Genomic DNA, 24,373 nt, shown 5'->3' on the forward strand with positions numbered 1-24,373 from the left:
CCATTCCGGGGGCAATTTAGTTTTGCGGATCAATCAAAGAGTCTGCGCTTACTATTTGAAATTGCAGCAATTATGACTTGGTGCTATGTTCAGTGGGTTATAAATGACAAAACAACAAAGATAGACAGTTATATAACTAAAAATGACGATTAGGGAGAAGCCTTGTGAAACGTCGTGATATTGTCAAAGTTCTCGGTCTGGGAGTTGCCGCTGCGGGCCTTGCAGCCTGTACAGAAGAGAAGAAAGAGGTAGCCGATTGTAAGCCTGCGGCGCCTCAGCCAGCAGCGCCCGCTGTGGCGGAAAAGCCGGAAGTGATTGAATGGAAAATGGTCACCACCTGGCCAAAAAACTTCCCCGGTCTGGGAACCGGTGCTAACTACCTGGCTGACCTGATCGGCCAGATGTCCGGCGGCCGGATTCATGTAAAAGTGTATGGTGCCAAAGAGTTGGTTGGCGCTTTGGAAATATTTGACGCCGTTTCCCGAGGTACGGCGGAAATGGGTCATGGCGCTTCCTACTACTGGAAAGGTAAATCCCGCGCCGCGCAGTTTTTTGCCGCCGTACCTTTTGGTCTGACCGCACAGGAGATGAACTCCTGGCTGTATCATGGCGGCGGTATGGAACTCTGGGAAGAGGTCTATGCTGAGTTTGGTCTGATCCCTGGTGCTGCCGGTAATACCGGTGTGCAGATGGGGGGCTGGTTCAACCGTGAGATTAACTCTGTTGAAGATCTGAAAGGTCTGAAAATGCGGATTCCTGGTCTGGGCGGTGAGGTATTGAAGCGTGCCGGTGGTACGCCGGTGTTGCTGCCAGGCGGTGAGATCTTCCCATCGTTGCAGTCTGGTGCCATCGACGCGACTGAGTGGGTAGGCCCATATAACGACCTGGCGTTCGGTCTGCACAAAGCGGCTAAGTACTACTACTATCCTGGCTGGCATGAGCCGGGTACCACGCTGGAGTGCTTCATGAATAAGGAAGCCTTTGAGAAACTACCGGAAGATCTGCAGGTTATTGTGCGTAATGCCTTGCGGGTAGCGAATCAGGATATGCTGGCTGACTTCACGGCGAAGAATAACCGCGCGCTGGAACAGCTGGTGAATGAATATGGTGTTGAGCTGCGACCATTCCCTGACGATGTGCTGAAGCAGATTAAAACGCTGTCTGATGAGGTGGTTTCTGAAGAAGCGTCGCAAGACCCGATGTCACAGAAAGTGTTTGAGTCGTTTGTTAAGTTCCGCGAGCAGGCGATCAAGTGGCATGCGGTTTCTGAGCAGGCGTATCTGAACGCCCGGACGCTGTAAGCGTTAATGCAACGCTAGAGACTGAGTTCAGATTATAAAAAAAACCCGCGCTTGCGGGTTTTTTTGTGTTGCTCTGTTGTCGCTTAACCATAAACCAGATTAGGCAGCCAGGTCGCCAGTGCAGGCCATTGCGCCAATGCGATCAGTGCCACCAGCTGAATCATAATAAACGGTATGACACCCCGATAGATCTGCATGGTCGAGATGCTTTCCGGTGCCACGCCGCGCAGATAGAACAGGGCAAAGCCAAACGGCGGCGTGAGGAACGACGTTTGCAGGTTGAGAGCGATCATCACCCCAAGCCAGACCGGATCAAGCCCCATCGCCAACAGAATCGGTGCAACAATCGGCACCACCACAAAGGTGATCTCGATAAAGTCGAGAAAGAACCCCAGCAGAAAGATCACCAGCATCACCAGCGCGACGGCACCAAAGACACCACCGGGCAGGTCGGAAAGGAAGTTGCGCACCAGATCATCGCCGCCGTAACCACGGAAAACCAGTGAAAATATTGATGCGCCGACAAGAATGATAAACACCATTGAGCTGACCTGAGTGGTGGTGCGCATCACCTCTTTCAGAATCGGCAGGGTGAAGCAGCGTCGTGCCATGGCCAGCAGCATCGCACCCACCGCGCCGACAGACGCGGCTTCGGTTGGTGTTGCCCAGCCTCCCAGAATTGAGCCGAGCACCAGCCCCACCAGAAATACCGGTGGCAGCAGCGCGAAGATCACCCGCTTAAACATGTTATCCATGGCCGCCCGCTCTTCCGGGGGGATGGCCGGAACCGTGGCCGGGTGGAAGATCGCTTTAAATATCAGGTAGACGATATAGGCACCCACCAGTAGCAGGCCCGGCAACAGGGCACCGAGGAACAGGTCGCCTACCGTGACTGTTTTGGGCGAGTAGATGCCCTGATCCAGCTGCGCCTGCTGGTATGCCGAGGAGATAACATCTCCCAGCAGTACCAGAACAATGGAAGGGGGGATAATCTGCCCCAGCGTACCCGAGGCGCAGATGACGCCGGTGGCGACCTTGGGGTCATAACCCCGGCGCAGCATGGTGGGCAGCGATAGCAGCCCCATGGTGACCACCGTTGCGCCGACGATACCGGTGCTGGCGGCCAGCAGCATGCCGACAACGGTAACCGAGATGCCTAAACCGCCGCGGATAGGACCAAACAGGGCCGCCATGGTGTCCAGCAACTCTTCCGCTACTTTTGATTTTTCCAGCATCACGCCCATAAAGACAAACAAGGGGACGGCAATCAGAACAGCGTTATTCATGATGCCGAACAGACGGTTGGGCACCGCCTCAAGAAAACTGGCTTCAAAGTGTCCCGTCATTATGCCGATGGCGGCGAAAATAAGGCCGGTACCCGCCAGTGAAAAGGCGACCGAATAACCTAACAACAGAACAAAGATGGCTCCCGCAAACAGCAGCAGTGGTAAAAACTCGATCATAACGGGTGCTCCTGAATATCGGCTTCAGTCAGATGTTCCTGTCCGGTAAGAACCAGAATATTGCGCAGCAGTTCAGCAATACCCTGTAAAATCATCAGCCCCGGCATCAGCAACAGGGAGGTCTTGAGCAGATAGAGTGCGTCAATACCGCCGGCTTCCTGAGAGCCCTCCATGGTGTGCCATGAGAACAGCACATACTCCCAGGAGATCCAGAAGATAAACAGCGACACGGGAAGCAGCAGAAGCAGGGTGCCGATGATATTAATCACCGCTTTGCCCCGTTCACTCAGCGGCCGGTAGAAAATATCCACACGCACATGACCGTCATGCTTGAGGGTGTAACCCGCCCCGAGCAGAAAGACGAAACTGTGCATGTAGATGACGGATTCCTGCAACTGAATATTGCCGGTATTGAGGACATAACGCATCACAACGACAACAAAGGTAACCAGCACCATCAGCAGAGTTAACCAGGCAATACTACGCCCGGTCCATTCGCTGAAACCGTCCAGTCCCCTAACGACCATAGCGATAGGATTCTTGTTATTCATGGTTTGATTCCGATAAGAGCTTACTTTGCAGTTGGAGTATACAGTAAAAAAGCACATCGAATCAGCGGATTAATGTAATGGCTCTGAGTTTAAATTGTCGCCGGGCCGGTACCGGCAAATCGTGCATAACTGCTGCAAAATGATTCCTGCGCTGTACAATAGGGGCAAATACAGTTTGGGAGTTTATCTGATGTCACAATGGTCACTGGAAAAAGAGCTGAAAGTACTCGACGGCTGGCAACTGGCTGCCTTCTCAGTGGCGGTGACCGAGCGGATGTTTCCTAACTTCGCTTTGTTTTCAACGCTGCTTGAGTTTGGTGATCGCAATCAGGTGCGCAGTATTCTCGATGGCGTCTGGAATAAACTCGGCAATACCGGTGCGAAGATGAACTTCGAAGTTCAGCTGGCGAATGTCGAAGAGAATATGCCAGATCTCGATACGTTTGATATGTATGGGGCCTCCCCGGCACTGGATGCGATGGTGGCGCTGTACTCCACCATTAACTGCCTGCTGGAACCCAATCACACAGAGGCCGCGAATATTGGTAATCTGTCGCTGGAGTGTGTTGCCACCTTTATTGAAGTCACTGCCGATGCGGATATGTCCGATGAGGAGTTGCTGCATTACATCGCCCACCACGAAATGATGGTGCAGGAAGAGAGTTTTCAGGAAGAGGTGATCAACCGTCTGGCGGGGATGAAGAGTGCCAGCGCCTCATTCATCAGTGAACTGAAACGACTGGCTGCGAATGAGGGTGTCAGCAATATCGGGGTGAGTGAAGAGTAATGTTACGCCTGGGTTTGTTGCTGCTGATACTGCCTGGTGTGGTATTGATGGGGGTGTTCTGGTCAGAGCAGAGCGTGGTAAACGAATGTCTCTCTGCAGGTGGTTCATTTAACTATGGTGAGTCGGTCTGTGATATGACGACCTCTCACCCATTTGTACCGTTTGCTATGCGTAACCCTCTGTTTGTGAATTTAACGATGCTGGCCTCTGCTGCTGGTTTCTGTTGTTGCCTCTTCGGGCTTTATGTCCGGGGCCGTTAAAGAAAAGGATTTTAGGATGATGCGACGTTTTTGGCTGGGGCTGTTGCTGGCGATTATTGTGGGGGTTTTCTACACCTGGCTGAATGCGCCTGAGTGGTTGGAAAACTGGAACGAAGAGAATCAGGTAATGGTGGAGCAACAGCGTCAGGCGGGACTCGCTGCCGGTGCGCAAACGGACCAGAGCGGCTGCCTGGCGGAGGCCTTGCAGCGGGTGGAAAGTTGTAAAGGGTCGGAGTATCGCTGCACGGTCGATGGCGGTACTTTCTTCAAAGCCTGCTGGGAGAACAGCCAGGCTTCGGAAGGCCTGTGCGTTGCTGTTCCTCCCTATCACGATACCGCCACTGAAGAGGACAAGGCCTGGGTTAAAGAGCAGTGCACAGAGCTGGGTCTGTTGGCTAAAGGGTGCCGCTTTATTATGCGACAGCAACAGCAGTTGTGTAGCGCAACCCGAGTGGCAAATTAGGCGTACTCCCGGTGGCAGGGAGCCATTGTCAACAGCTTTGGCAGATAATTGCCCAATTTGGGTAGTTTATTAAAGCCTGAATTCTTGCCTCAGGTCATTGACTTGAGGTGCTATCTGTTATCCGTCTAGCGCTTGATTTCTAAGTGATCCATGAAGATAATGGCGCCCGCTTAGCGATTGCTTAGCTGCATTTGCATCTGCTTCCTCGATTCCCTTTGCCCGATTTGGGGCTTGTCAACAATTAGCTTTCACCGTAGTTTGATACAACCGTTTGATGCAGGCCTGTTATGGTCGGTTGAACAATATAAAAAACACTGTTTTACAAAGAATAAGTACAACTAAAAGTAGGTGGCTGGTTTTCCTTGGATTTTGAATTAAAAGCCTCGTTAGGATGCGCTTTTAATGAAAGCAGCCATGTTGGAGCGTTCAGGGTGTCGCAAGTGAGCTTGCTGTAAACGCCGCGGACTATGTCGCGATAGTGTTGATCTGAATTCGTTTAACGATTTTGCAATGCTTTTAGCGTTATCCTCCGCAGCGCCTTCTTCAAGCTGCTGTTTTTTATTCTTTTGTTTAACAGATCCTGTTTTTTTATAACTTCCTGTCTGTTGTGGCGGAGCAGGTATTGTGATTTATCAGGAAACCCCATGAATATTGGAACCTTAGGCTTTCCCGCTGATCAGCAGCAAAAGCTGGCACGGATACTTGAGCTATCGAGAAACCAACGCTATGAACTGGTCGCTTTTGATCCTCAGACGCCGCCGGATCTGCTGCTGTTGTTCGGTGCTGAAACGCTGGCAGACCCCTTGCTCGGGCAGCTGTCGGCGGGTTATCGCTCACGCATCATACAGGTGAGTAAAGACGCTCCGACAGACGCTGGTCTGGGGCATATCCGCTATCCGCTGGTGTCTTCACGGGTGATCCGCACGCTGGATGAGATGACCTCGGAAAACGAAGAAACTGATGCGCAAGAGCTACAGGTGGCCGCCGCGGCAGCTGAGCAGCGTTTCAGTAAGTATGAGTCGATTACGGTTGAGGCAGCGTCACAGACTGGTGAGGAACGCTACCGGGTATTGGTGGTGGATGACAATAGCGCGATGCAACAGGCGCTGACGCTGGAGTTACAAAAGCTTCCGGCAGCAGTTGAACTGGCGTATGCGGATAGTGGTGAGCAGGCGCTGGAGAAAGTTGTGCAGGGACATTTCGACTTTATCTTTCTCGATGTGATGATGCCCGGCATTGATGGGTTTGAAGCCTGTTCCCGGATGCGGGAGATCCCCTCGCTGAAAAAAACGCCGATAATTATGCTGACCTCGAAGACCTCGCCCCTTGATGAAGTGAAAGGGATAATGGCGGGATGTTCGACCTATCTGACTAAGCCGATTGAGCCGGTTGAGTTTCAGAAGGTTATCAGCCGGGTGTCTGCCTGGGTTAATGAGTTTAAGCGGGCCTGCGCGTAAGCAGCCCCGCAATTGATAATCAGATTATTTTAATGGAAATGGAACGGTCATGAGTAAAAAAATTCTGGTTGTTGAAGATGATCCAGTACAGCAACAACACATTTGTAACGTTCTCAGTGCGGTTGATGCTGAGATAATCCTTGCCGCGAACGGCCAGCAAGGGGTCGCCCGGGCGCTGGCGGAAAAACCGGATCTTATCCTGATGGATGTGGTGATGCCTGAGGTGGATGGCTTCGCTGCCTGTCGACAGATTACCACGGGGGAAGAGACCCGCGAAATTCCGGTGGTTATTGTCTCCAGTAAAAACCAGGAAGCGGATAAAGTCTGGGCTCAGTTACAAGGGGCCAAAGCGATGTTGGCCAAGCCTTTTTCTGATCAGGAACTGATGGATCAGGTTAATGCATTTCTCTGAGGTAGTGTGATCGATGCAGCCATCGCCAATCAGTTCGGATAGCGTTGAGCTATCAGCGGAAAGATACGACCTGCGGCATGGTTTCCGGGTGGGATTTTTGCAGTTACTACTGCCCGCCCAGACCCGTTCGGAGTTACTGCGCTGTGAGCACTTTTGCGCTATTCCTGAAACGCCGGACTGGTTTGTCGGGTTTATCAATCATCGTGGCGATGTTGTGCCCGTGTATGACCTGGCCGCCTCATTAGGGCTGGGGGTGACTGATCCGAAGCATGGCTGGCTATTGCTGCTGGATGCACAGCCAGCCACCGCAGCAGTGTTGTTGCAGGAGACGCCTCAGGGGATCACCAACCCCAGTGTTGCTGCTGAAGTGCAGCCTCGCCCCGATCTGCTGGAGGGGATCTGTAGTGGCCAGTATCTCTATCGTAACTCCCTCTGGTTCGAGTTTGATCACCGGGCCTATTTTTCCAGACAAAAACAGCGCTTCATCAAGACTAAATCCGCTATCCCTGCCTGACACGCAGGATTGAGCAGTTATAGAAACGGGAAACAAGACGTATGAGTTCATTCAGGCAGATAAAAACCGAACAGGAACAGCAGGTTTGGAGTTGGGAGTTCCGCAATGTGCGGATGCCGTTCAAGTTTGCGATTGCCGGTGCTTTGATGGTGATCGGACTCATCTTCATGGGAGCCTCCTATTACCAGACCATCGTGATCGATGAGCAGGCCAAGGAACGTTCTGAACAGGTGAATAGGTTCTTGCAGCTGGTGGATAAGATTGGAACGAGCCTGACCCGGGCGCGCTACTACGAGAAAAGCTTTCAGACCAACGAAGACCTGATGCAGCTGATGCAGTTCAACGGTGCGATGGCTGGCGTAGACCAGGGTCTTCTTGAACTGAAGCAATACTTGCCCGGCGCCGACGCTCAGAAGCAGGTGCTGTCGATGCAGGCAATTGTCGATGACTACCAGGATGCTTTCTATGATGCTTCTGAAGCCGCCATCACCTCCGGTCTGACTGCCGACCAGGGGCTTTCTGGTGAGATGAGGGCGCTGCTGGCGAGCACTAAAAAGGTGGTGATTGCCACACATGATGCCGCTCTTTTTCAGGCGTTCGAAAGCCTGAGCGGCGAGATCAACGAATATATTTTCAGCCGTGGTCAGTATTCCAAAGATACCATCATGCAACAGCTTGAGCCGATGCTGAGGGGGCTGGAAACGGCGGTCGCTGAAAAGCTACCGCAAAGACGCAACGTGCTGGCTAAGGTGACTGAAATTAAACAGCTTTTCGAAGAGTTGTCGTACAGTCTTGAACGTCGGGAAGGTCTGTTCCGTCTGTTATCTGCGATTGTCGTTGCACTGGACCCACAGATTATCCGCATTATTAAACTTGCCGATAAGCAGAAGGCTGACAACAGCGCCCTGCAGGCTGATGAAACACTGACGATGGTGAGCTACTTCTTTATCTCGATGGCGCTGATGATCGTGGCGATGGCTGTTGGTATGTCAATTATCAAGTACGGTGTTATTGACCCGGTTACTAAACTGAAAGATACGGTTAACCGCATCCGGGATGGCGATGTTGATGCCCGCAGTCAACTGGAGTCACGTGATGAACTGGGGCAGTTTGGCCAGGTTCTGGATACCTTGCTGGATGAAAAAGAGCAGGCGCTGCAGGTGAAGGAACAAGAAAACCGCCAGCTTAACAACTCCATCATTGAATTGATTAAAAACGTATTCCAGATTAGCCAGCGGGATCTGACCGTGCGGGTTCCGGTTGCTGAGGATGTTACCGGGGCGATTGCGGACTCGATCAACCAGCTAACAACCTCGATTGAGACGGTTCTCAACGATGTAAATGCGGTATCCCGCCGGGTGGCAAATGCCTCGGTACAGGTAAAGTCGCAGTCTGAAACCGTACTCACCTACGCCAGCCGTGAACAGGAGGAGATCGTTGAAACCTTGCAGGGTCTGGATTCGGCCATCAAAGCGATGGAGCTGATTTCAAAGCTGGCAGTGCTGACCAATAATGCCTCGCAGAAGGCGATTAAAACCTCAGAAACGGCGATGAGCTCTGTATCTCAGACAATTGAGAGTATCAACAAGATTCGCCAGACGATTCACGAAGCGGAAAAACGGATTAAGCGTCTGGGTGAACGTTCCCAGGAGATTGGCGGAATTGTAAACCTGATCAACAACATCTCCGAGCGAACCCATGTATTGTCGCTGAATGCGAGTATGCATGCGGCCTCTGCCGGTGAGGCCGGGCGCGGGTTGATGGTGGTGGTAGATGAGGTACAGCGTCTGGCGGAAAACTCCCGCGAAGCGACCTCTGAGATTGAATCCCTGGTGAACAATATTCAGCTGGAGACCGCCGACACCATCAACGTTATGAACACCGTAATCAGTGACGTGGTTGAAGGTACCCGTCTGGCGGAGGAAGCGGGTGAGCGGATGAGTGAAACCCGCTCGACCACTCAGACACTGGTTGAATCGGTGGTGCGGATTGCGCAAAACTCGGCCAAACAGGCCCGGGTAGCGAAAGATCTGCGGGTCCGGGCGGGCAAAATTGATGAGTCTACCCTGGCAACAAACAAAGAGATGCAGCAGCAGTCAGAACTCTCTGATGAACTGGTAAGTGCTGCGCAGGAGCTGCAACAGTCGGTCAGTGTATTCAAGCTGGCGGCCCCGGTCGTATCCTGAATAATCTGACAGGCCGATAGCATGATTCGTAAAAGTATCACCGCCGCAGAGCAGTTTCTGGCGTTACTCCGGCAACAGAGCGATGCTCAGCCGAATGTTGATGAATTGATTGCCGCGCTGCAACAGCTGGTTGATCCCTTCAGTGAGGCCGAACTGCTCGGTATTGCCGATGGTTTAGCACTGTTTGCCGAGCAACTGGAGCAACTGCATCAGATTGAAGAGCCTTCGGAGCAACGGGTCTTGCTGGTGGATTTTTATAAGGCACTGGATGATCTGATCCATACTCCGGAGCCTGGCATATGGCAATATCTGCTGGCCTGTCTGAGTGACAGCCACTGGCCGGAACCGCTGGCACCTGAGGACTGTGAATTTCTGGCAGAGCTGCTGCAACAGGATTGTCAGCAGTTGAACGCCTGTATCAGGGTGACAGACGCGGCAGAAGAGCAACAGGTTGCCCGGACTAACCCTCTGACACATGGCTGGATTGAGTCGCTCCAGCGGCTGACAGCGGTTGATACCGAGAGCGCTGTTGGCCTGCTGCATCAGCAGGTGGAAGATGCCAGTGAAGCGGAATATAGCGGTTTTGCCGATCTGTTTGCCTTGTTGGCAGAACAGTGGGAGTCTGAATCTGATAATCCGCAGCGGATAACGCTGCAGCAACAGATGATAGCACTGCTGACAGACCCAAGCCCTGAGTCGGTCGAAGCATTGTTGCAACTGATGAGCGAGCCGCGCTGGCAGGCACCGCTGCCGGAGGATGACCGGGACTTTTTACAACCGCTGTTGCTGGATGATCTGTTACGACTGAATCCGTCCAGTCCGGCGGATTGCGCTGACCAGCCTCAGCCAGCACTTCAGCCTGAGTCTGGTGTACTGACCGGATTGCAGGCGACTGAAGCAGAAACTGAGTTGCCGCCACCGTTCTGTCAGGTGGCACTGGAGCTGCTCCAACAACCGGCTCCACAGCTGGACCCCGCCGTATTACAGATGCTTACCGGTTCGCTGCAGCAGCTTGAAACGCTGTGGCAGCAGCATGGCAGTCATACTGATGGAGCCGGGGCTCTGCTGCATAGCTCGCAAAAGCTGTTAGCGCCGGTCATTCGGGCGATGCACACCGTGCATCTGTCAGGGGCGGCGAATATTGTCCAGGGCATTAGTCTGAATATCGACTGGCTGCAGCGTGATCCGGCGCAGTTACAACCGCAGATGCTACTACAACTCAGCGCCTTACTGACTGATCTGGTCAGCTATATGGGGGATATTAACGACAGCGCCCGGCAACAGGTATTACTTGACCAGCTTGAAGTGCTGGAACTGCCTGCGAGTCCGACAGAGGAGCAGATCAGCTATATTGGTGGGCTGCTGGCAATGGCGATGGTGCAATCTGCCGAAAACATCGAGCGGGAGCAGGCAAGCGAGACCGATATTCAGCTGAGTATTGCGGACGATATGGACCCTCAGCTGCTGGATATGCTGTTTAATGAGTTGCCGGTGTTATCAGAACAGCTGTCTGAGCAGCTGCAGCGGGTTGCCGACAGCCACAGCCTGGAGGCGATGCGGGAGGCACAGCGCGCGGCGCACACCATTAAAGGCCTGGCGAATATGGCCGGTATCACCGGCATCGCTAACCTGACCCACCGTCTGGAAGATATCCTTGAACTGTTTACCGATGCGGGACAGTCACCGGCGAAACCCCTGTGTGACGATCTGACCGCGATTACCGATACCCTGGCGATGATGTGTGAAGCGGTGATCAATCAGTCCGCATCACCGGACAATTCGCAGGCGATGCTGCAGTTGTTAATGGACTGGCACTACCGTCTGCGTAGTCAGGGGTTGCAACAGCAGGAGAGCGAGAACTCTGACAGCCCCATGCTACCCCCGGCAGCACCCCCCTCTGCTGCGCTCGCAGAACCGCTGCCGCAGCCCGTGGAGCAAATGGCTGACGAGTCTGCTGAGAATGTTAATCGGGAGCAGACGTTCTTCCGGGTGCCACAGGCAACCCTGGATAGTCTGATGCGTCTTGCCGGTGAAGGCTCCACCCTGAATACTCAGCTGCACGAGCAGATCACACAGCTGCGCAGTTATGTGCGTCTCAGTCGTGACCGTCAGCGGACCCTGCAGCGCATTATGTTTGAGCTGGAACAGCAACTGAATGAACAGTTTACCCTGCAACCGGCGAATAATGTTGCTGGCAGCAGCTTCGATCCGCTGGAGATGGATCGTTATAACGAAATGCATACCAGCATCTCCCGTCTGCAGGAAGCTGCCGCTGATATTCAGGAGGTCGAGCAGCTGATGGATCGGCATATCCGTCGCACCGGGGAGTTGCACCTCGCGCAGAGTGGGATTCAGAAAGAGACGCTGGAGCGGGTGCTGAGTACCCGTCTGGTCGAGGTGAAATCAATCACACCCCGGTTGCACCGTGTGGTGCGGCAGGCCTGTCGTAGCACGGGAAAACAGGCTGAACTGTTGATTCATGGGGAGTCGGTGCGGGTCGATAGCCATATTCTCAATCAGCTGACTGACCCGCTGATGCACATTATTCGTAATGCGATCGATCATGGGCTGGAAACCCCGGAGCAGAGACTGGCGGGCGGGAAAACACCACAAGGGCAGATAGTATTGCGTTTCTGGCTGGACAGGGATCTGGTGCGGGTTGACTGCAGTGATGATGGCTGCGGTATTGATACTGACCGGATTCGCCAAGTGGCTATCCAGCGGGGCCTGATCAGTGCGGAGGCACAATTAAGCAAGCATGATGCTGAGCGGCTGATTCTGATTCCCGGGTTCTCCACCCGGGAAGAGATCAGCCAGCTGTCAGGCCGGGGTATCGGCATGGATGTTGTGCATCAGCAGATCATGCGCTTGCAGGGGATTCTGGATATCCATTCTGAACCGGGTAAGGGCACCACATTTGAATTGTCGATGCCATCCAGTTCGCTGATGATTAAAACACTGCTGGTGCGGGCAGGCAGAGCGATCTATGCCCTCGCCAGTCATGGTCTGGAACAGACGCTGATCTCACTGGATGGCCGATTGCATGAAAGCCCTGAGGGAATGCTGTTTGAATACCGCGAAGAGCAATTTCGGGCGTATGGTCTGGAAGCGCTGCTCGGTGAGCATGGTATACCTTACAAGGCCGGAGAGGTGCATCCGGTATTGCTGGTGAATCTGGGGCAGGGCGAAAGAGTTGCGGTGATGGTGCGTGAAGTTATCGCCCACCGGGAGCTGGCCTTTAAGCAGATGGGGGATTATCTGCCGGATCTGCCAGGGATTCCCGGATTAACCATTCTGGCCAATGGTGATACTGCAGCGGTTATCGATCTGCCGGCCAGAATTCGTTACAAATCCGCTGGCCAGCAGAACCTGTTTATTCCGCAGTTGTTACAAAGTGATCTGAGCCTGCCGAAACTGCTGGTGGTGGACGACTCTGTCAGTGCACGGACCTCTTTATCCAGTCTGTTGCGGGATACTGGCTATGATGTCAGTACCGCAATTGATGGGCTGGATGCGATGAATCAGATGCGTAAAAAACGTCCGGATCTGGTACTCACCGATCTGGAAATGCCACGCATGGGGGGGATGGAACTGACCAGTATGATTCGTGGCCGGGAAGGGATGAGTGATATCCCGGTGCTGATGATTACCTCGAGAACTACCCAGCGTCATCGGGAAGAGGCAGAACAGTCGGGGGTGAGTGTTTTTCTAACGAAACCCTGGACGGAAAATGCACTGCTGGACCATGTGCAAACCCTGTTACAAACAACCAACCAAACAGCCTGAAGACAGTATTGATATGAATACGAAAAAAATTATCCAAGCAGCAATCTCGACACTACTTATTAGTCTCAGTCTGGCGGGGGTAGCCCGGGCTGCCGATATATCGTCTCAGGCCGGAGTGATCAGTGTTACCGCGAATCAGCGCACCCTGACACAGGTGATGATGAAAAACTATCTGCTGTCTGCGCTGGGGGTGCGAGCCCGTAAAGCGGATGAAGCGCTGCAACAGGCGGCTCAGCAGTTTACCGTACAACAGCAGCAACTGAGCGGGGTTGCCGCTGCCGACCTGCAGGCTCAGGTTGCCAGTATGAGCCAGAACTGGCAGCAGGTTCGCCAGCAGTATCAGCGCAAAGCGAATAAGCAGAACTTTAACGAGCTGTATAGTGCTAATAATGCGCTCCTGAGACAGGCGGATCTATTACTGGATAAAGCGCTACAGACGAAAGCTGATGGCAGCGCGCAGCCGCTGACACTGGTGGGACAGCAGGAGTTGCTTTGCCAGCAGTTAGTCGTGATCTACGCGATGACCGCCTGGGGTGTGGCGTCAGCGACGGATCTCTCCTATGACACGATATCGGCGGATCTGCGCACTAACATGGCGGAGTTACAGGGGCTGCCGCAGAACACCGCTGAAATCAATGCTCAGCTACAGCAGCTCAGCACCTCGCTGGAGCAGGCTCTTAGCGTAGCTAAGGCCCGCCCCGGGGCGTTACTGCCAGCACTGGTGGACCGTTCCGTGGTCAAAGTGATTATGCAACTGGAGCAGCTGCAGTCGGCTTATCTCTCACTGGCAGACGCGTAATACTTAGTGGATTACGCTGGTTGGTCACATGTCAGAATAAGTTTGCCGCAGACATGACCGCTCTGGCTTAGGGCAAAGGCTTCAGCGGCCTTTGCCAGGGGGAATGTCTCGCCGATATGCAGTTTCAGCTCCTCATCGGCGACCAGTTCCCCAATCTTTATAAGTTGCTCAGCGGAGGGTTCGCAGAGGATCGGCTCAACCCTTCGCCGCTGTGCCACGCCAGCCGCGATGACCTGCTCTTTGGTCACCGACGGCAATGTGACCATAACCCCTCCGGGCTTAACGCAGGGAAGTGCACTGATACCCGTTTCACCGCCGACACAGTCGATAATCAGGTCCATACTGCTGTTAAACTCATCGAGGCTCTGATGATGGTAATCAATAGCGCGTTCGCAGCCCAGCTCGGCGAGAAACTCATGATTGTGGAGAGACGCGGTGCCGGTCACATGGGCCCCGGCCCATTTGGCCAGTTGTACGGCTAAGTGACCCACCCCACCGGCAGCCCCCAGCACCATAACCTGCTGACCCGGTTGCAGATCCCCTTTAACAAATACCGCCTGCCAGGCGGTCAGACTGGCGGTCGCCAGGCCTCCCGCCATGGTCAGATCAACCGCGTCCGGCAGGCGGGCGATCTGCGCTGCCGGAGCGGCAATATATTCGGCGTAACAACCGGCCGGCTGAGGGAAACGGATCATCCCGTACACGGCGTCATCGACATTAAAAGCGGTATCGCCCGGATCGGCGATAACGCCGGAGAACTCCCAGCCGGGGATGAATGGAAACTCGGTTACAAAACCGCTGGCACCGCCGCCAGAGCAGGTTTTCCAGTCTATTGGGTTAACCCCGACAGCGGTGGTTTTTACCAGAACCTCCCCGGTGTTCAGCTGAGGTCTGGATTGTTTATTGTAATTTAGCTCTTCAAGACCGCCAAACTGATGTATTGATATCGCATGCATAAGAAACTCCGGTGAAAAATTGAAGAGGAAAAAAAGAGCAGGATGTTTTTTATATTCACATAAAGTTATAGGCTAAACCAGCCACTAATGCCGACTATTTCTGTTAATCTTAGGCCTCTCGAAAGTAACTTATGGTGATGGAAAAATGACTCTGGCGGTAGTGGAACAGCTGTTTATGATGGTCGGACTTGGTGTATTTCTGGCGTCACTGATACTCTATGTGCTGAGAACCAGCGATTTCAAATCGATACTGATATTCTGGCAGGCCACAATCTCCTTTACCAAACGGGAGTTTTTGATTAACCGTATAGGGTTGTCGATGATGTTAATCGCGGTGATTGTACGGTTTTATAACCACTTTTTTGCCTGATGCAGATGTTTAACTGATAGAGGACATGATGAAAGGAAATCCGTTACGCGGCGCAAACTATTTTTTGCGTGGTCTGGCGATGTTGCCAGAAAAGGGAATTCGGCACTTTGTAATAGTGCCTCTGCTAATCAATATTTTTCTGTTTACCGGTGCCATCTGGTTGCTGTTTGATCAGATGGGTTACTGGATTGACTATCTGCTCAGTTCAATACTGCCGGACTGGCAATGGCTGGATTTTTTGCGTTATATCCTCTGGCCGCTGATAGCGGTACTGGTGTTGATTTCGGTTTATTACAGTTTTAGCGTGGTCGCCAACATTATTGCCGCACCGTTCAATGGTATCTTGTCGGAGAAAGTGGAACAGCGTTTACGAGGGGTTACCGTCACCGATTCCGGCTGGAAGGAGATTCTGGCGCTGATCCCCCGGACGGTTGCCCGGGAGCTCTCTAAACTGCTCTACTATCTGCCCCGCTTAGTGTTTCTGCTGATTCTCACTTTTATCCCGGTGCTGGGGATCGTGGCTCCTGTGCTGTTGTTCCTGTTTGGCTGCTGGATGATGGCGATTCAGTACTGCGATTATCCTATGGATAATAACCGCGTCAGCTTCCGGGTGATGAAGGACTCCCTGAAGCAGCGCAGGCTGACCTCGGTCGGCTTTGGCGGGCTGATCTCATTTGGCATGATGATTCCATTGTTAAACCTGCTGATTATGCCTGCGGGTGTGGTGGGGGCGACAATCTTCTGGGTGGAGGAATACACCGACGGAAGTGAGATCGATCTCACCGCGGCTAGTGATCGTGAACGGCTGGAACATAAGTAGATAAGCAGGCTTTCAGCGGTTATCAAAACGCACCGGTCAAGGGTGCGTTTTTTTATCCCGGCTACGCCTGTTCTCTGATCGCCGCCGGAATTACCAGCTCATTGGGAAAGTGACAGGTGAAGGTGCTGCCTTTGCCCAGCTGGCTACTGATGGTCAGCTTACCTCCGTGGCGCAGCATCACGTGTTTGACGATTGCCAGCCCGAGGCCGGTGCCACCGCTGTCGGATGAACGGCTCTCATCTACCCGGTAGAAACGTTCCTGCAGGCGGGGCAGGTGGATGCTGTCGATACCCGGACCGTTATCTTTGACGGCGAAATGCCCGCCCTCTTTATCGCTCCACCAGCGCAGCTTGATTGCACCTCCGGCTGGCGTATAGCGTACCGCATTAAACACCAGGTTGGAGATCGCGCTATATATTTCTGACTCCTGTCCCAGCAGCGAAGTTGCCTCTTCCAGATCGGTTTCGATCGTCTGATTTTTCTCCTGCCCCAATACCAGACCATCTTCGCGGATGCGGGCGATCATCGAATGGATCGGTACCGGCAGTTCATCGGAGACATGAGCACTGGTTTCCAGACGGGAGAGCAGCAGCAGATCGGCGACCAGGTTTTCCATCCGCCGGGACTGGCTCTCCATCTGACTCAGGCCCCGTAGCAGTGGGCGGGGTAGTTCCTGATCCAGAAAGGTCTCAAGGTAGCCACGGATGACCGTCAGTGGCGTACGCAGCTCGTGAGAGGCGTTGGCGACGAAGTCCTGACGGGTCTGCTCCAGCTGTTTCAGTCGGGTGATGTCCCGGGCGACCAGAATGCGGTCACCGGCACCAAAACGGGTAATACGGTATTCGAGTACCCTATCTTTCTGTACCGGAGAGGTGAGTTGCAGGGGGTCATCATAATGATTTTTACGGTAATAGCGCACAAAGCGCGGATCACGCAGCAGGTTCATCACTGAACGGCCACGATCCGTCTGGGTTTTCATCCCCAGTAGTTTTTCGGCGGCCCGGTTCCACCACTCCAGGTGGTTGTGGGCATCAATGATGACGATCGCATCACTTAGCGCTGCAGAGGATTGCTGAAAGCGGTGGATCACATTGCGCAGCGCCTGCGTCCGCTGTATCTGGCGCTTCTGATCTCTGGAGATCTCATCAAACAGTTCCCCCCAATAGCCGTTACTTTCAGGAACATCGGTATGATCTTCGCGCATCAGCCACTGTTGTAAACGGTTGAACTGCTTAACCTGATACAGCCCCCAGAATAACAACGCAACGGCCAGAGTCCAGCCGGGATAACCGATAACAAACCCCAGAAACAGGCTGCCAGCCACGGTTAGCAGCAGGTTGCCAGCTATCGTATGACTGGAGTTGTACATAGGCTAGGCTCAGGCTACCTGGGAAGAGAAACGATAACCGGTACCGCGAACCGTCTGGATCAGATAGTCATGCCGGTCCCCCAGTGCTTTTCGCAGACGACGGATATGCACGTCAACGGTGCGTTCCTCGACGTAAACGTTGCCACCCCAAACCAGATCCAGCAACTGACTGCGGGTGTAGGCGCGATCCTGATGAGTCATAAAAAACTGCAACAGACGAAATTCGGTTGGCCCCAGTTCCAGCGGTTTCAGCTCAGAGCTGACCCGGTGAGAAACCGGGTCGAGGGTGAGGCTATCAACGGTGATCGGTTCTTCAACCCCTTTGGGGGTCGTGCGACGCAGCACGGTCTTCAGGCGGGCAACCAGTTCCCGGGGGGAAAACGGCTTGGTGATATAGTCATCAATGCCGGTTTCCAGCCCCTGAATTTTGTTATCTTCATCGGTTTTGGCGGTCAGCATGATAATCGGGATATCTGAGGTCATCTCGTCTTTGCGCAGACGGCGCGCAAATTCGATACCACTGATGCCTGGCATCATCCAGTCGAGCAGAACCATATCCGGTTTGCAATCAACGATCATTGGATGCGCAGCCTGAGCGGAATCGGCCTCCATACAATCATATCCAGCCATTTCGAGTGCAACAGCGATCATCTCGCGAATCGGAGCCTCGTCGTCAACAATCAGAACGCGTTTACCCGACGTCATGACCAATCACCTCATCTATTCATTCTATGTATTAAGACGGTCATATTAGATTATGAAACTGTTACATAAATATGACAAAGTAGCCGCTGTCAGGCTATTTGTCATCAAGTTGTCAGATAATGGAGAAATAAGCCGATAAAAACCGTCATTCCCGCGTAATTGTTGTTAAGAAATGCAGTGAAACATGCGTCTCGCTGACGCTCTCTGATGAGGTATTGCTGGTAGACAAAGAATCCGCTCATCCCCAGCAGACCCAGATAGAACCAGACAGACAAGCCCAGATCGATACCTATCATCACCAGAATGGCCAGGGTCAGTAGTTGCAGCAGGCCGACAATGGCTTTATCCATATCGCCGAACAGTACCGCAGTGGATTTCACCCCGATGCGGATATCATCGTCCCGGTCAACCATCGCGTACATGGTGTCATAGGCGATGGTCCAGAGAATGGCGGCGATATAGATCAGCCAGGCGATTTTGGGCACCGTATTCAGGGTGGCACTGAACGCCATGGGTATCGCCCAGGAAAATGCCATGCCGAGTACCACCTGCGGCAGATGGGTATAGCGTTTCATAAAGGGATAACAGGCAGCCAGTGCCACCGCAACGACGGACAGCCAGATCGTCAGCTGGTTGGTAAACAGCACCAGTATAAATGCGGCGGCCAGCAGACCGGCGAACAGGATCAGCGTCTCTTTAGAGGAGATTCTTCCGGACGGCAGGGGGCGTTGGGCGGTTCGCTTCACATGGCCATCAATCTTGCGGTCAGCATAATCGTTAATCACACACCCGGCTGAGCGCATCAGAAATGTTCCCAGCACAAAGATAATCAGTAAGTTGATGGGGGGAATGCCCGCCGAAGCAATCCACAGGGACCATAGCGCAGGCCAGAGCAGCAGGTAGGTGCCGATCGGTTTACTCACCCGCATCAGTTCACCACAGGCGTTGAGCTTCTGTTGCCAGGCGGGGCTGATTTTGAGATTACCCAGTTGCATAGTTAACGGTCCGTATTCATTTTTTGCGGTAGTTTACCTGTTGCAGCGCCGGCAGGAAAACCTCGGCGACCAGAAGTGGTTTATTTGCCAGAAAGAACAGTGAACGGCGCGCCCAGGCGGTTTCACCACTGCTTAGCTGTAGGCGGCTTACCTGCAGAGGGCCGCGTTTCATCGTCGGGTCGCGAAACAGCACGCTGCCCAATGAGCGGCAACCCAGAGCGCTCAGCTGGCGTTGCTTGCCGGTCAGGGTCGATGCGGGGATGATGGTTCGGGCAAACACCCAGGGCTGATCATTGCCGATCAACCGGACCTCCCGGATGAGGACCCGTTGGCGTGTGGCAATGTTCAGCGTCATCGCTTCAGAACGGCTGGCGCGGCCCCATTGCTGGCGCACAACTTCAACCCGGAAGCGCCCCTGGCTGGCGTGCACCAGATGTTGTGTCAGCGAGCCTCTGTCGAGCAACCATCTGCGCCAGTTAAGCGGTGCATCGGTTGCTGCAGGGCGTCTGAGGGTATACCAGCGGGTATGCAAACTGTTGCGGGTCAGAGCGGCAGGCACAATAATTTCTCAGCAAAAAAACTGCCCGTATAGTACCCTACCGGAGGTTAAAAGTATCGGTTTCGCACCGTTCAGAATCAGGTAGAACGTTATGGTTAATGCACAGCAACACTATTCTGCAGAGCAGGTTGAAAAGATAACCCGGCAGTGGGTTGAAACAATGGTGGTCGGGTTAAACCTCTGCCCATTTGCCGCACCGGTAGTGAAAGATAATTCGCTGCGTTATGCGGTTACCGAGGCGCAGGAGGGCGAACCACTGGTCGCGGCTTTTCTGGCTGAGGTTGAGCTGATTCTGGCGGCCAGTGAGACTGACATCTCTACTACCTTGTTTATCGTGCCTGTCGGGCTGGAAGATTTTTATGTTTACCTGGATCACCTGCACCTGTTTGAAGAGCTGCTGGTCGAGTCAGGTCTGGATGGTGTGCTGCAGCTGGCCAGCTTTCACCCCGCGTATCTGTTTGCCGGGGTGCCTGAGGATGATCTGAGCCACTGGAGCAATCGTGCGCCCTGGCCCGCCTTCCATATTATCCGGGAGGCGGAGATGGGCCGTGCGCTGACCCACTATGCGCATCCGGAGCAGATTCCTGAGCGCAACATTAAACGACTGCGGGAACTGGGTCGGGAGGGGCTGATAGAACGCTTTCCTCCCTTTGCGGACTACTGCTAGACGGCGCAAACCAGGCACTATTAAGCCGCTAATCCTAAGGGCTGAACAGTTCGACCCGATTGCGCCCATTATGTTTGGCTTTATAGAGGGCGTTATCCGCCTCCTGAAGCAGTTGTCTGGGAGACAGCCCCCGATTGGCGGGTATCGCGGTGGCGACTCCGAGACTGGCGGAGACCGGATGATTAGCAAAGGCAGGGGCGTGCTGAATATTTAAGGCAATGATCTTCTGACGCACCTTCTCTGCCAGAATCCGGGCGCCCTCCTGATTGGTTTCAGGCAACAAGATGACAAACTCCTCGCCGCCATAACGGCACACCAGATCCTGCGCCCGGCGGGCTGATGCCTGGATGGTGGAGGCGACCTGTTGTAAACAACTGTCACCCTCAAGATGACCGAAGCTGTCGTTGAAGGCTTTGAAATGGTCGATATCCAGCAGAATAACAGAGATCGGTTGTCGTGATCGCTGCCCCCGACGCCACTCTGTTTCAAAGCAGCGCTCAAACTCCCGACGGTTGTATACCTGGGTGAGCGCGTCAATACTGGCAGCCTTCGAGAGCATATCGTGGGCACTTTTTAGCTGTAGCAGGATATTGATTCGCGCACGGATAATGACCGGGTCCCGTGTCTGTATCAGGTAATCGGAGATCCCCAGGTCGTACAGTTCAGCCTCCTCTGAATCACTGATGGGGTGACCGATGACGGCAATAGGAACCCGTTGTTCGCGGATCAGATGGGATATCCCGCGGCACACCTCATTCAGGTTCTGCAGGTGGCCTGAGTTATTCAGCAATATCAGATCGGGGCAGCGCTCCTGTGATAACAGCATCTCCTGGAGCGCTTGCATCGACTGCGGTAGCAGAATATTGCTTTCATCTCTCAGCGTGGCAAGAGCGCTCCAGATTTCGGTGATTTTCTCATCACCGTATATCGCGATCGTCATCTGGCTGTGCGGACGGGGGTTACTGCAGAGATCCTGGTTAATCTCTGCGCCCTGCATAAAGTCGATAATCGCTTGCTGATTCACAAAGCCCACCAGGCGACGACCGTCCTCCGCCTGGATGACAGGTGTTTGCAGACCTAAGTGGCTATCTTCCCATTCGTTTTGGCGGCACAGCAGGGTCTCTTCACAGGCCCCGTCGATATCCAGCTCAGTAGGTAGACCTGCCTCTTCAAGCGCATCATAAATGACGGCAGGCGACGCGATATCCTTGCCCTTGATCCACAGTGCCCGGTACAGCGTGCGCAGAAAGGTTGCGGCGCGGTCGGGATCAATCTGTTGTGTGGCGGTAATGCAGAGCGAGGGGAACAGGCTGTCGCCCAGGGTGCTGGGCAGGGAGATGGTTATATCCGGAGCCCGGTTACGAATGTTAAAGATATTATTGGCCAGTTCGGCCATGTTTTCTGCACTGCCCTGATAAGCGTTGGAGATTGCGTCGTGCTCCACCATGCGCCAGTCAACCCGGTGCATCAGGTTATGGCTATGTAGCATCTCATGCAATGCATAGCTGAAAGGGCAATTGATATCACCATAGACGATATATTCAGCCATCAGTGCTTCCCGTTATGACTCTCTGATTTTCATTTGCGTTGCATAGCTATCGGCAGAGGTCGGCCGGAACTGAATAATTTGTTAGTTTTCTTGTAAAACACTGAATGTGTAGTACAACCGCTATTTTAATTGCGTTAATATTGATCTCTGGCATACAAGGCTGGAATAGCTTGTGCTGGCGGGCTGAGTTGTACGCTGAATGAAACGTAATGAAAACAGGGTGGAAGCGTGCCAGTTGATCTAAAGAGGCAACCCCAGGGAAAGCTGGGGGGCCGGAATAGCAAACCGCGTAAAGCGGGTGAAGCAGTCTGCGATATGAAAGGTGATTTCTGGGATCTTGATGCGGCTTTTCTGCTGTCGATGAAACAGATATCGCCGGGCTGGTGTGGCGGAGAGCTGCCCGAGGCTATTATGGATGAGTTGAAAAATACCGGCCGGTATCAGGCGCATGGCCTTGAACTTAGTGCTCAGCCAATCAGTGGCGGAAAGATTGCTCTGCGTATAGCGGATCATTGAGCGCTATTATAAAAAAAGTCCTGTATCTGGTTTTGCTATCTGTAAAACAAAAAGGCAGCCATTCAGCTGCCTTTTTAATTATTACCCGAAGCGTTTATTTTTTCTGCTCAACTTCACGGACCGTGCGCTTAATATCTTTCAGGCTGCTGTGGCGAACATCGGTGCCACTCACCAGATAGATCAGGTGCTCGGCCATATTGCGGGCATGATCACCAATCCGCTCCAGCCCCCGCAGTATCCACATAACATTCATGATACTGGTGATATAGCGCGGATCTTCCATCATGTAGGTCATCAGTGAGCGCATCGCGGTACGATACTCGGAATCTACCTCTTTGTCCTGCTTAGCCACTTTATAGGCCATCTCGGCATCGCTGCGGGCAAACGCGGTGAGGCAGTTTTGCAGCATATCGCGCACCAGATTACCGATGTGGCGAACTTCCTGATAACCGCGGACGTTTTTGCCATCATTAGCCAGCTCAATGGCATAACGACAGATGCGGGTGGTTTCATCGCCGATCCGTTCCAGGTCGCTGACCGCTTTACTGACTGAGATAATCAGACGCAGGTCGGCAGCGGCGGGCTGACGCCGAGCGATGATCAGTGTGCACTGCTCGTCGATCATCATCTCCATATCATTGATCGCCTGGTCACTTTTGCGCGCCTGTTCGGCCTGCTCGGTGTCACCGGCAACCAGGGCATCGACAGCGTCGCTGAGCTGGCGCTCAACCAGGCCACCCATGGTCAGTAGTTCAGTGCGGATCTGTTCCAGCTCTTCATTGAAGCTCTGGGAGATGTGATTGCTGTGACGGTCCTGTTCGTAACTCACTATGATTCTCCCCTAATTAACCGTAACGACCGGTGATGTAGTCTTCTGTTTGTTTCTTCTCTGGATTGGTGAACAGATGGTCTGTTACGCCAAACTCTATCAGATCGCCCATATACATAAATGCAGTGTAGTCGGAAACCCGGGCCGCCTGTTGCATATTGTGGGTGACGATGACGATGGTGAAATCTTTTTTCAGCTCATTGATCAGCTCTTCGATCTTCAGTGTGGAGATCGGGTCCAGTGCGGATGCGGGTTCATCCAGCAACAGTACTTCCGGTTTAACCGCAATGGTGCGGGCGATCACCAGACGCTGCTGCTGACCACCGGACATTCCCAGTGCACTTTCGTGTAAGCGGTCTTTAACCTCATCCCACAGGGCGGCAGATTTCAGCGCCCACTCAACGGTTTCGTCGATGGTGCGTTTTTTATTGATCCCCTGAATACGCAGACCGTAGGCCACGTTTTCGTAGATGCTTTTCGGGAATGGGTTAGGTTTCTGAAACACCATACCGACACGACGGCGCAGGTCAGCAACATCGACCCCGCGCTCATAGATGTTCTGGCCATACAGCGCCATTTGTCCCTCAATACGGCAGCTGTCAACCAGATCGTTCATCCGGTTAAAGCAGGAAGGTGGACTTACCACAACCGGAAGGACCGATGAAGGCGGATACGCGCTGCTGCGGGATCTGCATATTGATATTTTTCAGCGCCTGTTTTTCACCGTAATAGAGATCAACATCCTTTACGTCGATGCAGATCTTCTCATCGGCGAAATGCATGTGGCGCGGTTCGCGCTTCATGGCACTAATGTCGATACCGTGAGTCGGTGTGGTTGAATCAGTCATCGTAGCTACTCGCTTAATGTTCCAGGGCGCGGTACTTCTCGCGCAGATGATTTCGAATACCGATCGCCGCCAGGTTGAGCATGATAATCACCAGCACCAACAGCAGGGCAGTGGCGTAGACCAACGGGCGGGCCGCTTCCACATTGGGGCTCTGGAAGCCCACGTCGTAGATGTGAAAGCCAAGGTGCATAAATTTACGATCCAGATGGAG

General features: G+C 53.3%; 23 protein-coding genes and 2 pseudogenes. 14 read left to right on the plus strand and 11 right to left on the minus strand.

Features of this window, described 5'->3' with window-relative positions; translation table 11 throughout:
- The first annotated feature begins 164 nt into the window (after window positions 1-164).
- Window positions 165-1,301: a TRAP transporter substrate-binding protein gene (locus ACQY8X_RS08320; RefSeq protein ID WP_428034688.1), complete on the plus strand. Its 1,137-nt coding sequence runs from the start codon at window positions 165-167 to the stop codon at window positions 1,299-1,301.
- Between the two features lie 83 nt (window positions 1,302-1,384).
- Here the strand turns inward: ACQY8X_RS08320 and ACQY8X_RS08325 are convergent, their stop codons facing one another.
- Window positions 1,385-2,764 carry a TRAP transporter large permease gene (locus ACQY8X_RS08325; protein WP_428034689.1) on the minus strand — a complete coding sequence of 460 codons (1,380 nt, stop codon included), beginning with the start codon at window positions 2,762-2,764 and terminating at the stop codon, window positions 1,385-1,387.
- Window positions 2,761-3,315: a TRAP transporter small permease subunit gene (locus ACQY8X_RS08330; RefSeq protein ID WP_428034690.1), complete on the minus strand. Its 555-nt coding sequence runs from the start codon at window positions 3,313-3,315 to the stop codon at window positions 2,761-2,763. The genes ACQY8X_RS08325 and ACQY8X_RS08330 overlap by 4 nt, the downstream gene beginning before the upstream one ends.
- A gap of 190 nt (window positions 3,316-3,505) precedes the next feature.
- On the opposite strand from ACQY8X_RS08330, the gene ACQY8X_RS08335 reads away from it, so the two are divergent.
- From ACQY8X_RS08335 to ACQY8X_RS08375, 9 genes are all read left to right on the plus strand, one after another.
- Window positions 3,506-4,102: a YjaG family protein gene (locus ACQY8X_RS08335; RefSeq protein WP_428034691.1), complete on the plus strand. Its 597-nt coding sequence runs from the start codon at window positions 3,506-3,508 to the stop codon at window positions 4,100-4,102.
- Window positions 4,102-4,362, plus strand: a complete 261-nt coding sequence (locus ACQY8X_RS08340) for a hypothetical protein (protein ID WP_428034692.1) — start codon at window positions 4,102-4,104, stop codon at window positions 4,360-4,362. The genes ACQY8X_RS08335 and ACQY8X_RS08340 overlap by 1 nt, the downstream gene beginning before the upstream one ends.
- A gap of 16 nt (window positions 4,363-4,378) precedes the next feature.
- Window positions 4,379-4,825, plus strand: a complete 447-nt coding sequence (locus ACQY8X_RS08345; RefSeq protein ID WP_428034693.1) for a hypothetical protein — start codon at window positions 4,379-4,381, stop codon at window positions 4,823-4,825.
- Window positions 4,826-5,469: 644 nt separating this feature from the next.
- Window positions 5,470-6,282 (plus strand): response regulator, encoded by an 813-nt coding sequence (locus tag ACQY8X_RS08350; RefSeq protein ID WP_428034694.1) that lies wholly within the window; start codon window positions 5,470-5,472, stop codon window positions 6,280-6,282.
- Between the two features lie 49 nt (window positions 6,283-6,331).
- Window positions 6,332-6,694 (plus strand): response regulator, encoded by a 363-nt coding sequence (locus tag ACQY8X_RS08355; protein WP_428034695.1) that lies wholly within the window; start codon window positions 6,332-6,334, stop codon window positions 6,692-6,694.
- Window positions 6,695-6,707: 13 nt separating this feature from the next.
- Window positions 6,708-7,208, plus strand: coding sequence for a chemotaxis protein CheW (locus tag ACQY8X_RS08360; RefSeq protein ID WP_428034696.1), 501 nt, complete (start codon window positions 6,708-6,710; stop codon window positions 7,206-7,208).
- Between the two features lie 41 nt (window positions 7,209-7,249).
- Window positions 7,250-9,394 carry a methyl-accepting chemotaxis protein gene (locus tag ACQY8X_RS08365; RefSeq protein WP_428034697.1) on the plus strand — a complete coding sequence of 715 codons (2,145 nt, stop codon included), beginning with the start codon at window positions 7,250-7,252 and terminating at the stop codon, window positions 9,392-9,394.
- Window positions 9,395-9,415: 21 nt separating this feature from the next.
- Window positions 9,416-13,180 (plus strand): hybrid sensor histidine kinase/response regulator, encoded by a 3,765-nt coding sequence (locus tag ACQY8X_RS08370; protein WP_428034698.1) that lies wholly within the window; start codon window positions 9,416-9,418, stop codon window positions 13,178-13,180.
- 13 nt (window positions 13,181-13,193) lie between these two features.
- Window positions 13,194-13,979 carry a hypothetical protein gene (locus ACQY8X_RS08375; RefSeq protein WP_428034699.1) on the plus strand — a complete coding sequence of 262 codons (786 nt, stop codon included), beginning with the start codon at window positions 13,194-13,196 and terminating at the stop codon, window positions 13,977-13,979.
- Between the two features lie 11 nt (window positions 13,980-13,990).
- On the opposite strand, the gene ACQY8X_RS08380 is transcribed toward ACQY8X_RS08375, so the two are convergent.
- Entirely contained in the window at window positions 13,991-14,935 is a 945-nt protein-coding gene (locus ACQY8X_RS08380) for an NADP-dependent oxidoreductase (protein ID WP_428034700.1), read from the minus strand.
- A 145-nt stretch (window positions 14,936-15,080) separates the two neighbouring features.
- On the opposite strand from ACQY8X_RS08380, the gene ACQY8X_RS08385 reads away from it, so the two are divergent.
- Window positions 15,081-15,305 (plus strand): hypothetical protein, encoded by a 225-nt coding sequence (locus ACQY8X_RS08385; protein WP_428034701.1) that lies wholly within the window; start codon window positions 15,081-15,083, stop codon window positions 15,303-15,305.
- A gap of 25 nt (window positions 15,306-15,330) precedes the next feature.
- The gene (cysZ, locus tag ACQY8X_RS08390; RefSeq protein WP_428034702.1) at window positions 15,331-16,125 is read left to right on the plus strand and encodes a sulfate transporter CysZ; all 795 of its coding nucleotides are present in this window, start codon (window positions 15,331-15,333) and stop codon (window positions 16,123-16,125) included.
- Between the two features lie 61 nt (window positions 16,126-16,186).
- On the opposite strand, the gene phoR is transcribed toward cysZ, so the two are convergent.
- The 4 genes from phoR to ACQY8X_RS08410 form a co-directional block, all read right to left on the minus strand.
- Window positions 16,187-17,494 carry a phosphate regulon sensor histidine kinase PhoR gene (gene phoR, locus ACQY8X_RS08395; protein WP_428034703.1) on the minus strand — a complete coding sequence of 436 codons (1,308 nt, stop codon included), beginning with the start codon at window positions 17,492-17,494 and terminating at the stop codon, window positions 16,187-16,189.
- Between the two features lie 9 nt (window positions 17,495-17,503).
- Entirely contained in the window at window positions 17,504-18,199 is a 696-nt protein-coding gene (gene phoB / locus ACQY8X_RS08400; protein ID WP_428034704.1) for a phosphate regulon transcriptional regulator PhoB, read from the minus strand.
- 104 nt (window positions 18,200-18,303) lie between these two features.
- Entirely contained in the window at window positions 18,304-19,194 is an 891-nt protein-coding gene (gene ubiA / locus ACQY8X_RS08405) for a 4-hydroxybenzoate octaprenyltransferase (protein WP_428034705.1), read from the minus strand.
- A 16-nt stretch (window positions 19,195-19,210) separates the two neighbouring features.
- A complete protein-coding gene (locus ACQY8X_RS08410) occupies window positions 19,211-19,753 on the minus strand; it encodes a chorismate--pyruvate lyase family protein (protein WP_428034706.1) in 543 nt (180 codons plus the stop codon).
- A gap of 91 nt (window positions 19,754-19,844) precedes the next feature.
- Here ACQY8X_RS08410 and ACQY8X_RS08415 point away from each other — a divergent pair, with 91 nt between their 5' ends.
- Entirely contained in the window at window positions 19,845-20,420 is a 576-nt protein-coding gene (locus tag ACQY8X_RS08415) for a DUF1415 domain-containing protein (protein ID WP_428034707.1), read from the plus strand.
- Window positions 20,421-20,454: 34 nt separating this feature from the next.
- On the opposite strand, the gene ACQY8X_RS08420 is transcribed toward ACQY8X_RS08415, so the two are convergent.
- Window positions 20,455-21,969: a diguanylate cyclase gene (locus tag ACQY8X_RS08420; RefSeq protein ID WP_428034708.1), complete on the minus strand. Its 1,515-nt coding sequence runs from the start codon at window positions 21,967-21,969 to the stop codon at window positions 20,455-20,457.
- A 228-nt stretch (window positions 21,970-22,197) separates the two neighbouring features.
- Between ACQY8X_RS08420 and ACQY8X_RS08425 the strand changes: the two genes are divergently transcribed.
- Window positions 22,198-22,485 (plus strand): hypothetical protein, encoded by a 288-nt coding sequence (locus ACQY8X_RS08425; protein ID WP_428034709.1) that lies wholly within the window; start codon window positions 22,198-22,200, stop codon window positions 22,483-22,485.
- Between the two features lie 94 nt (window positions 22,486-22,579).
- On the opposite strand, the gene phoU is transcribed toward ACQY8X_RS08425, so the two are convergent.
- From phoU to ACQY8X_RS08440, 3 genes and pseudogenes are all read right to left on the minus strand, one after another.
- Window positions 22,580-23,314, minus strand: coding sequence for a phosphate signaling complex protein PhoU (gene phoU, locus ACQY8X_RS08430; RefSeq protein ID WP_428034710.1), 735 nt, complete (start codon window positions 23,312-23,314; stop codon window positions 22,580-22,582).
- Between the two features lie 16 nt (window positions 23,315-23,330).
- Window positions 23,331-24,162 (minus strand): annotated as a pseudogene (pstB, locus tag ACQY8X_RS08435) (phosphate ABC transporter ATP-binding protein PstB).
- 13 nt (window positions 24,163-24,175) lie between these two features.
- Window positions 24,176-24,373 (minus strand): annotated as a pseudogene (locus tag ACQY8X_RS08440) (phosphate ABC transporter permease PstA); the annotation flags it as partial.

The sequence above is a fragment of the Amphritea sp. genome, from assembly GCF_050300915.1.
Lineage (GTDB): Bacteria > Pseudomonadota > Gammaproteobacteria > Pseudomonadales > Balneatricaceae > Amphritea.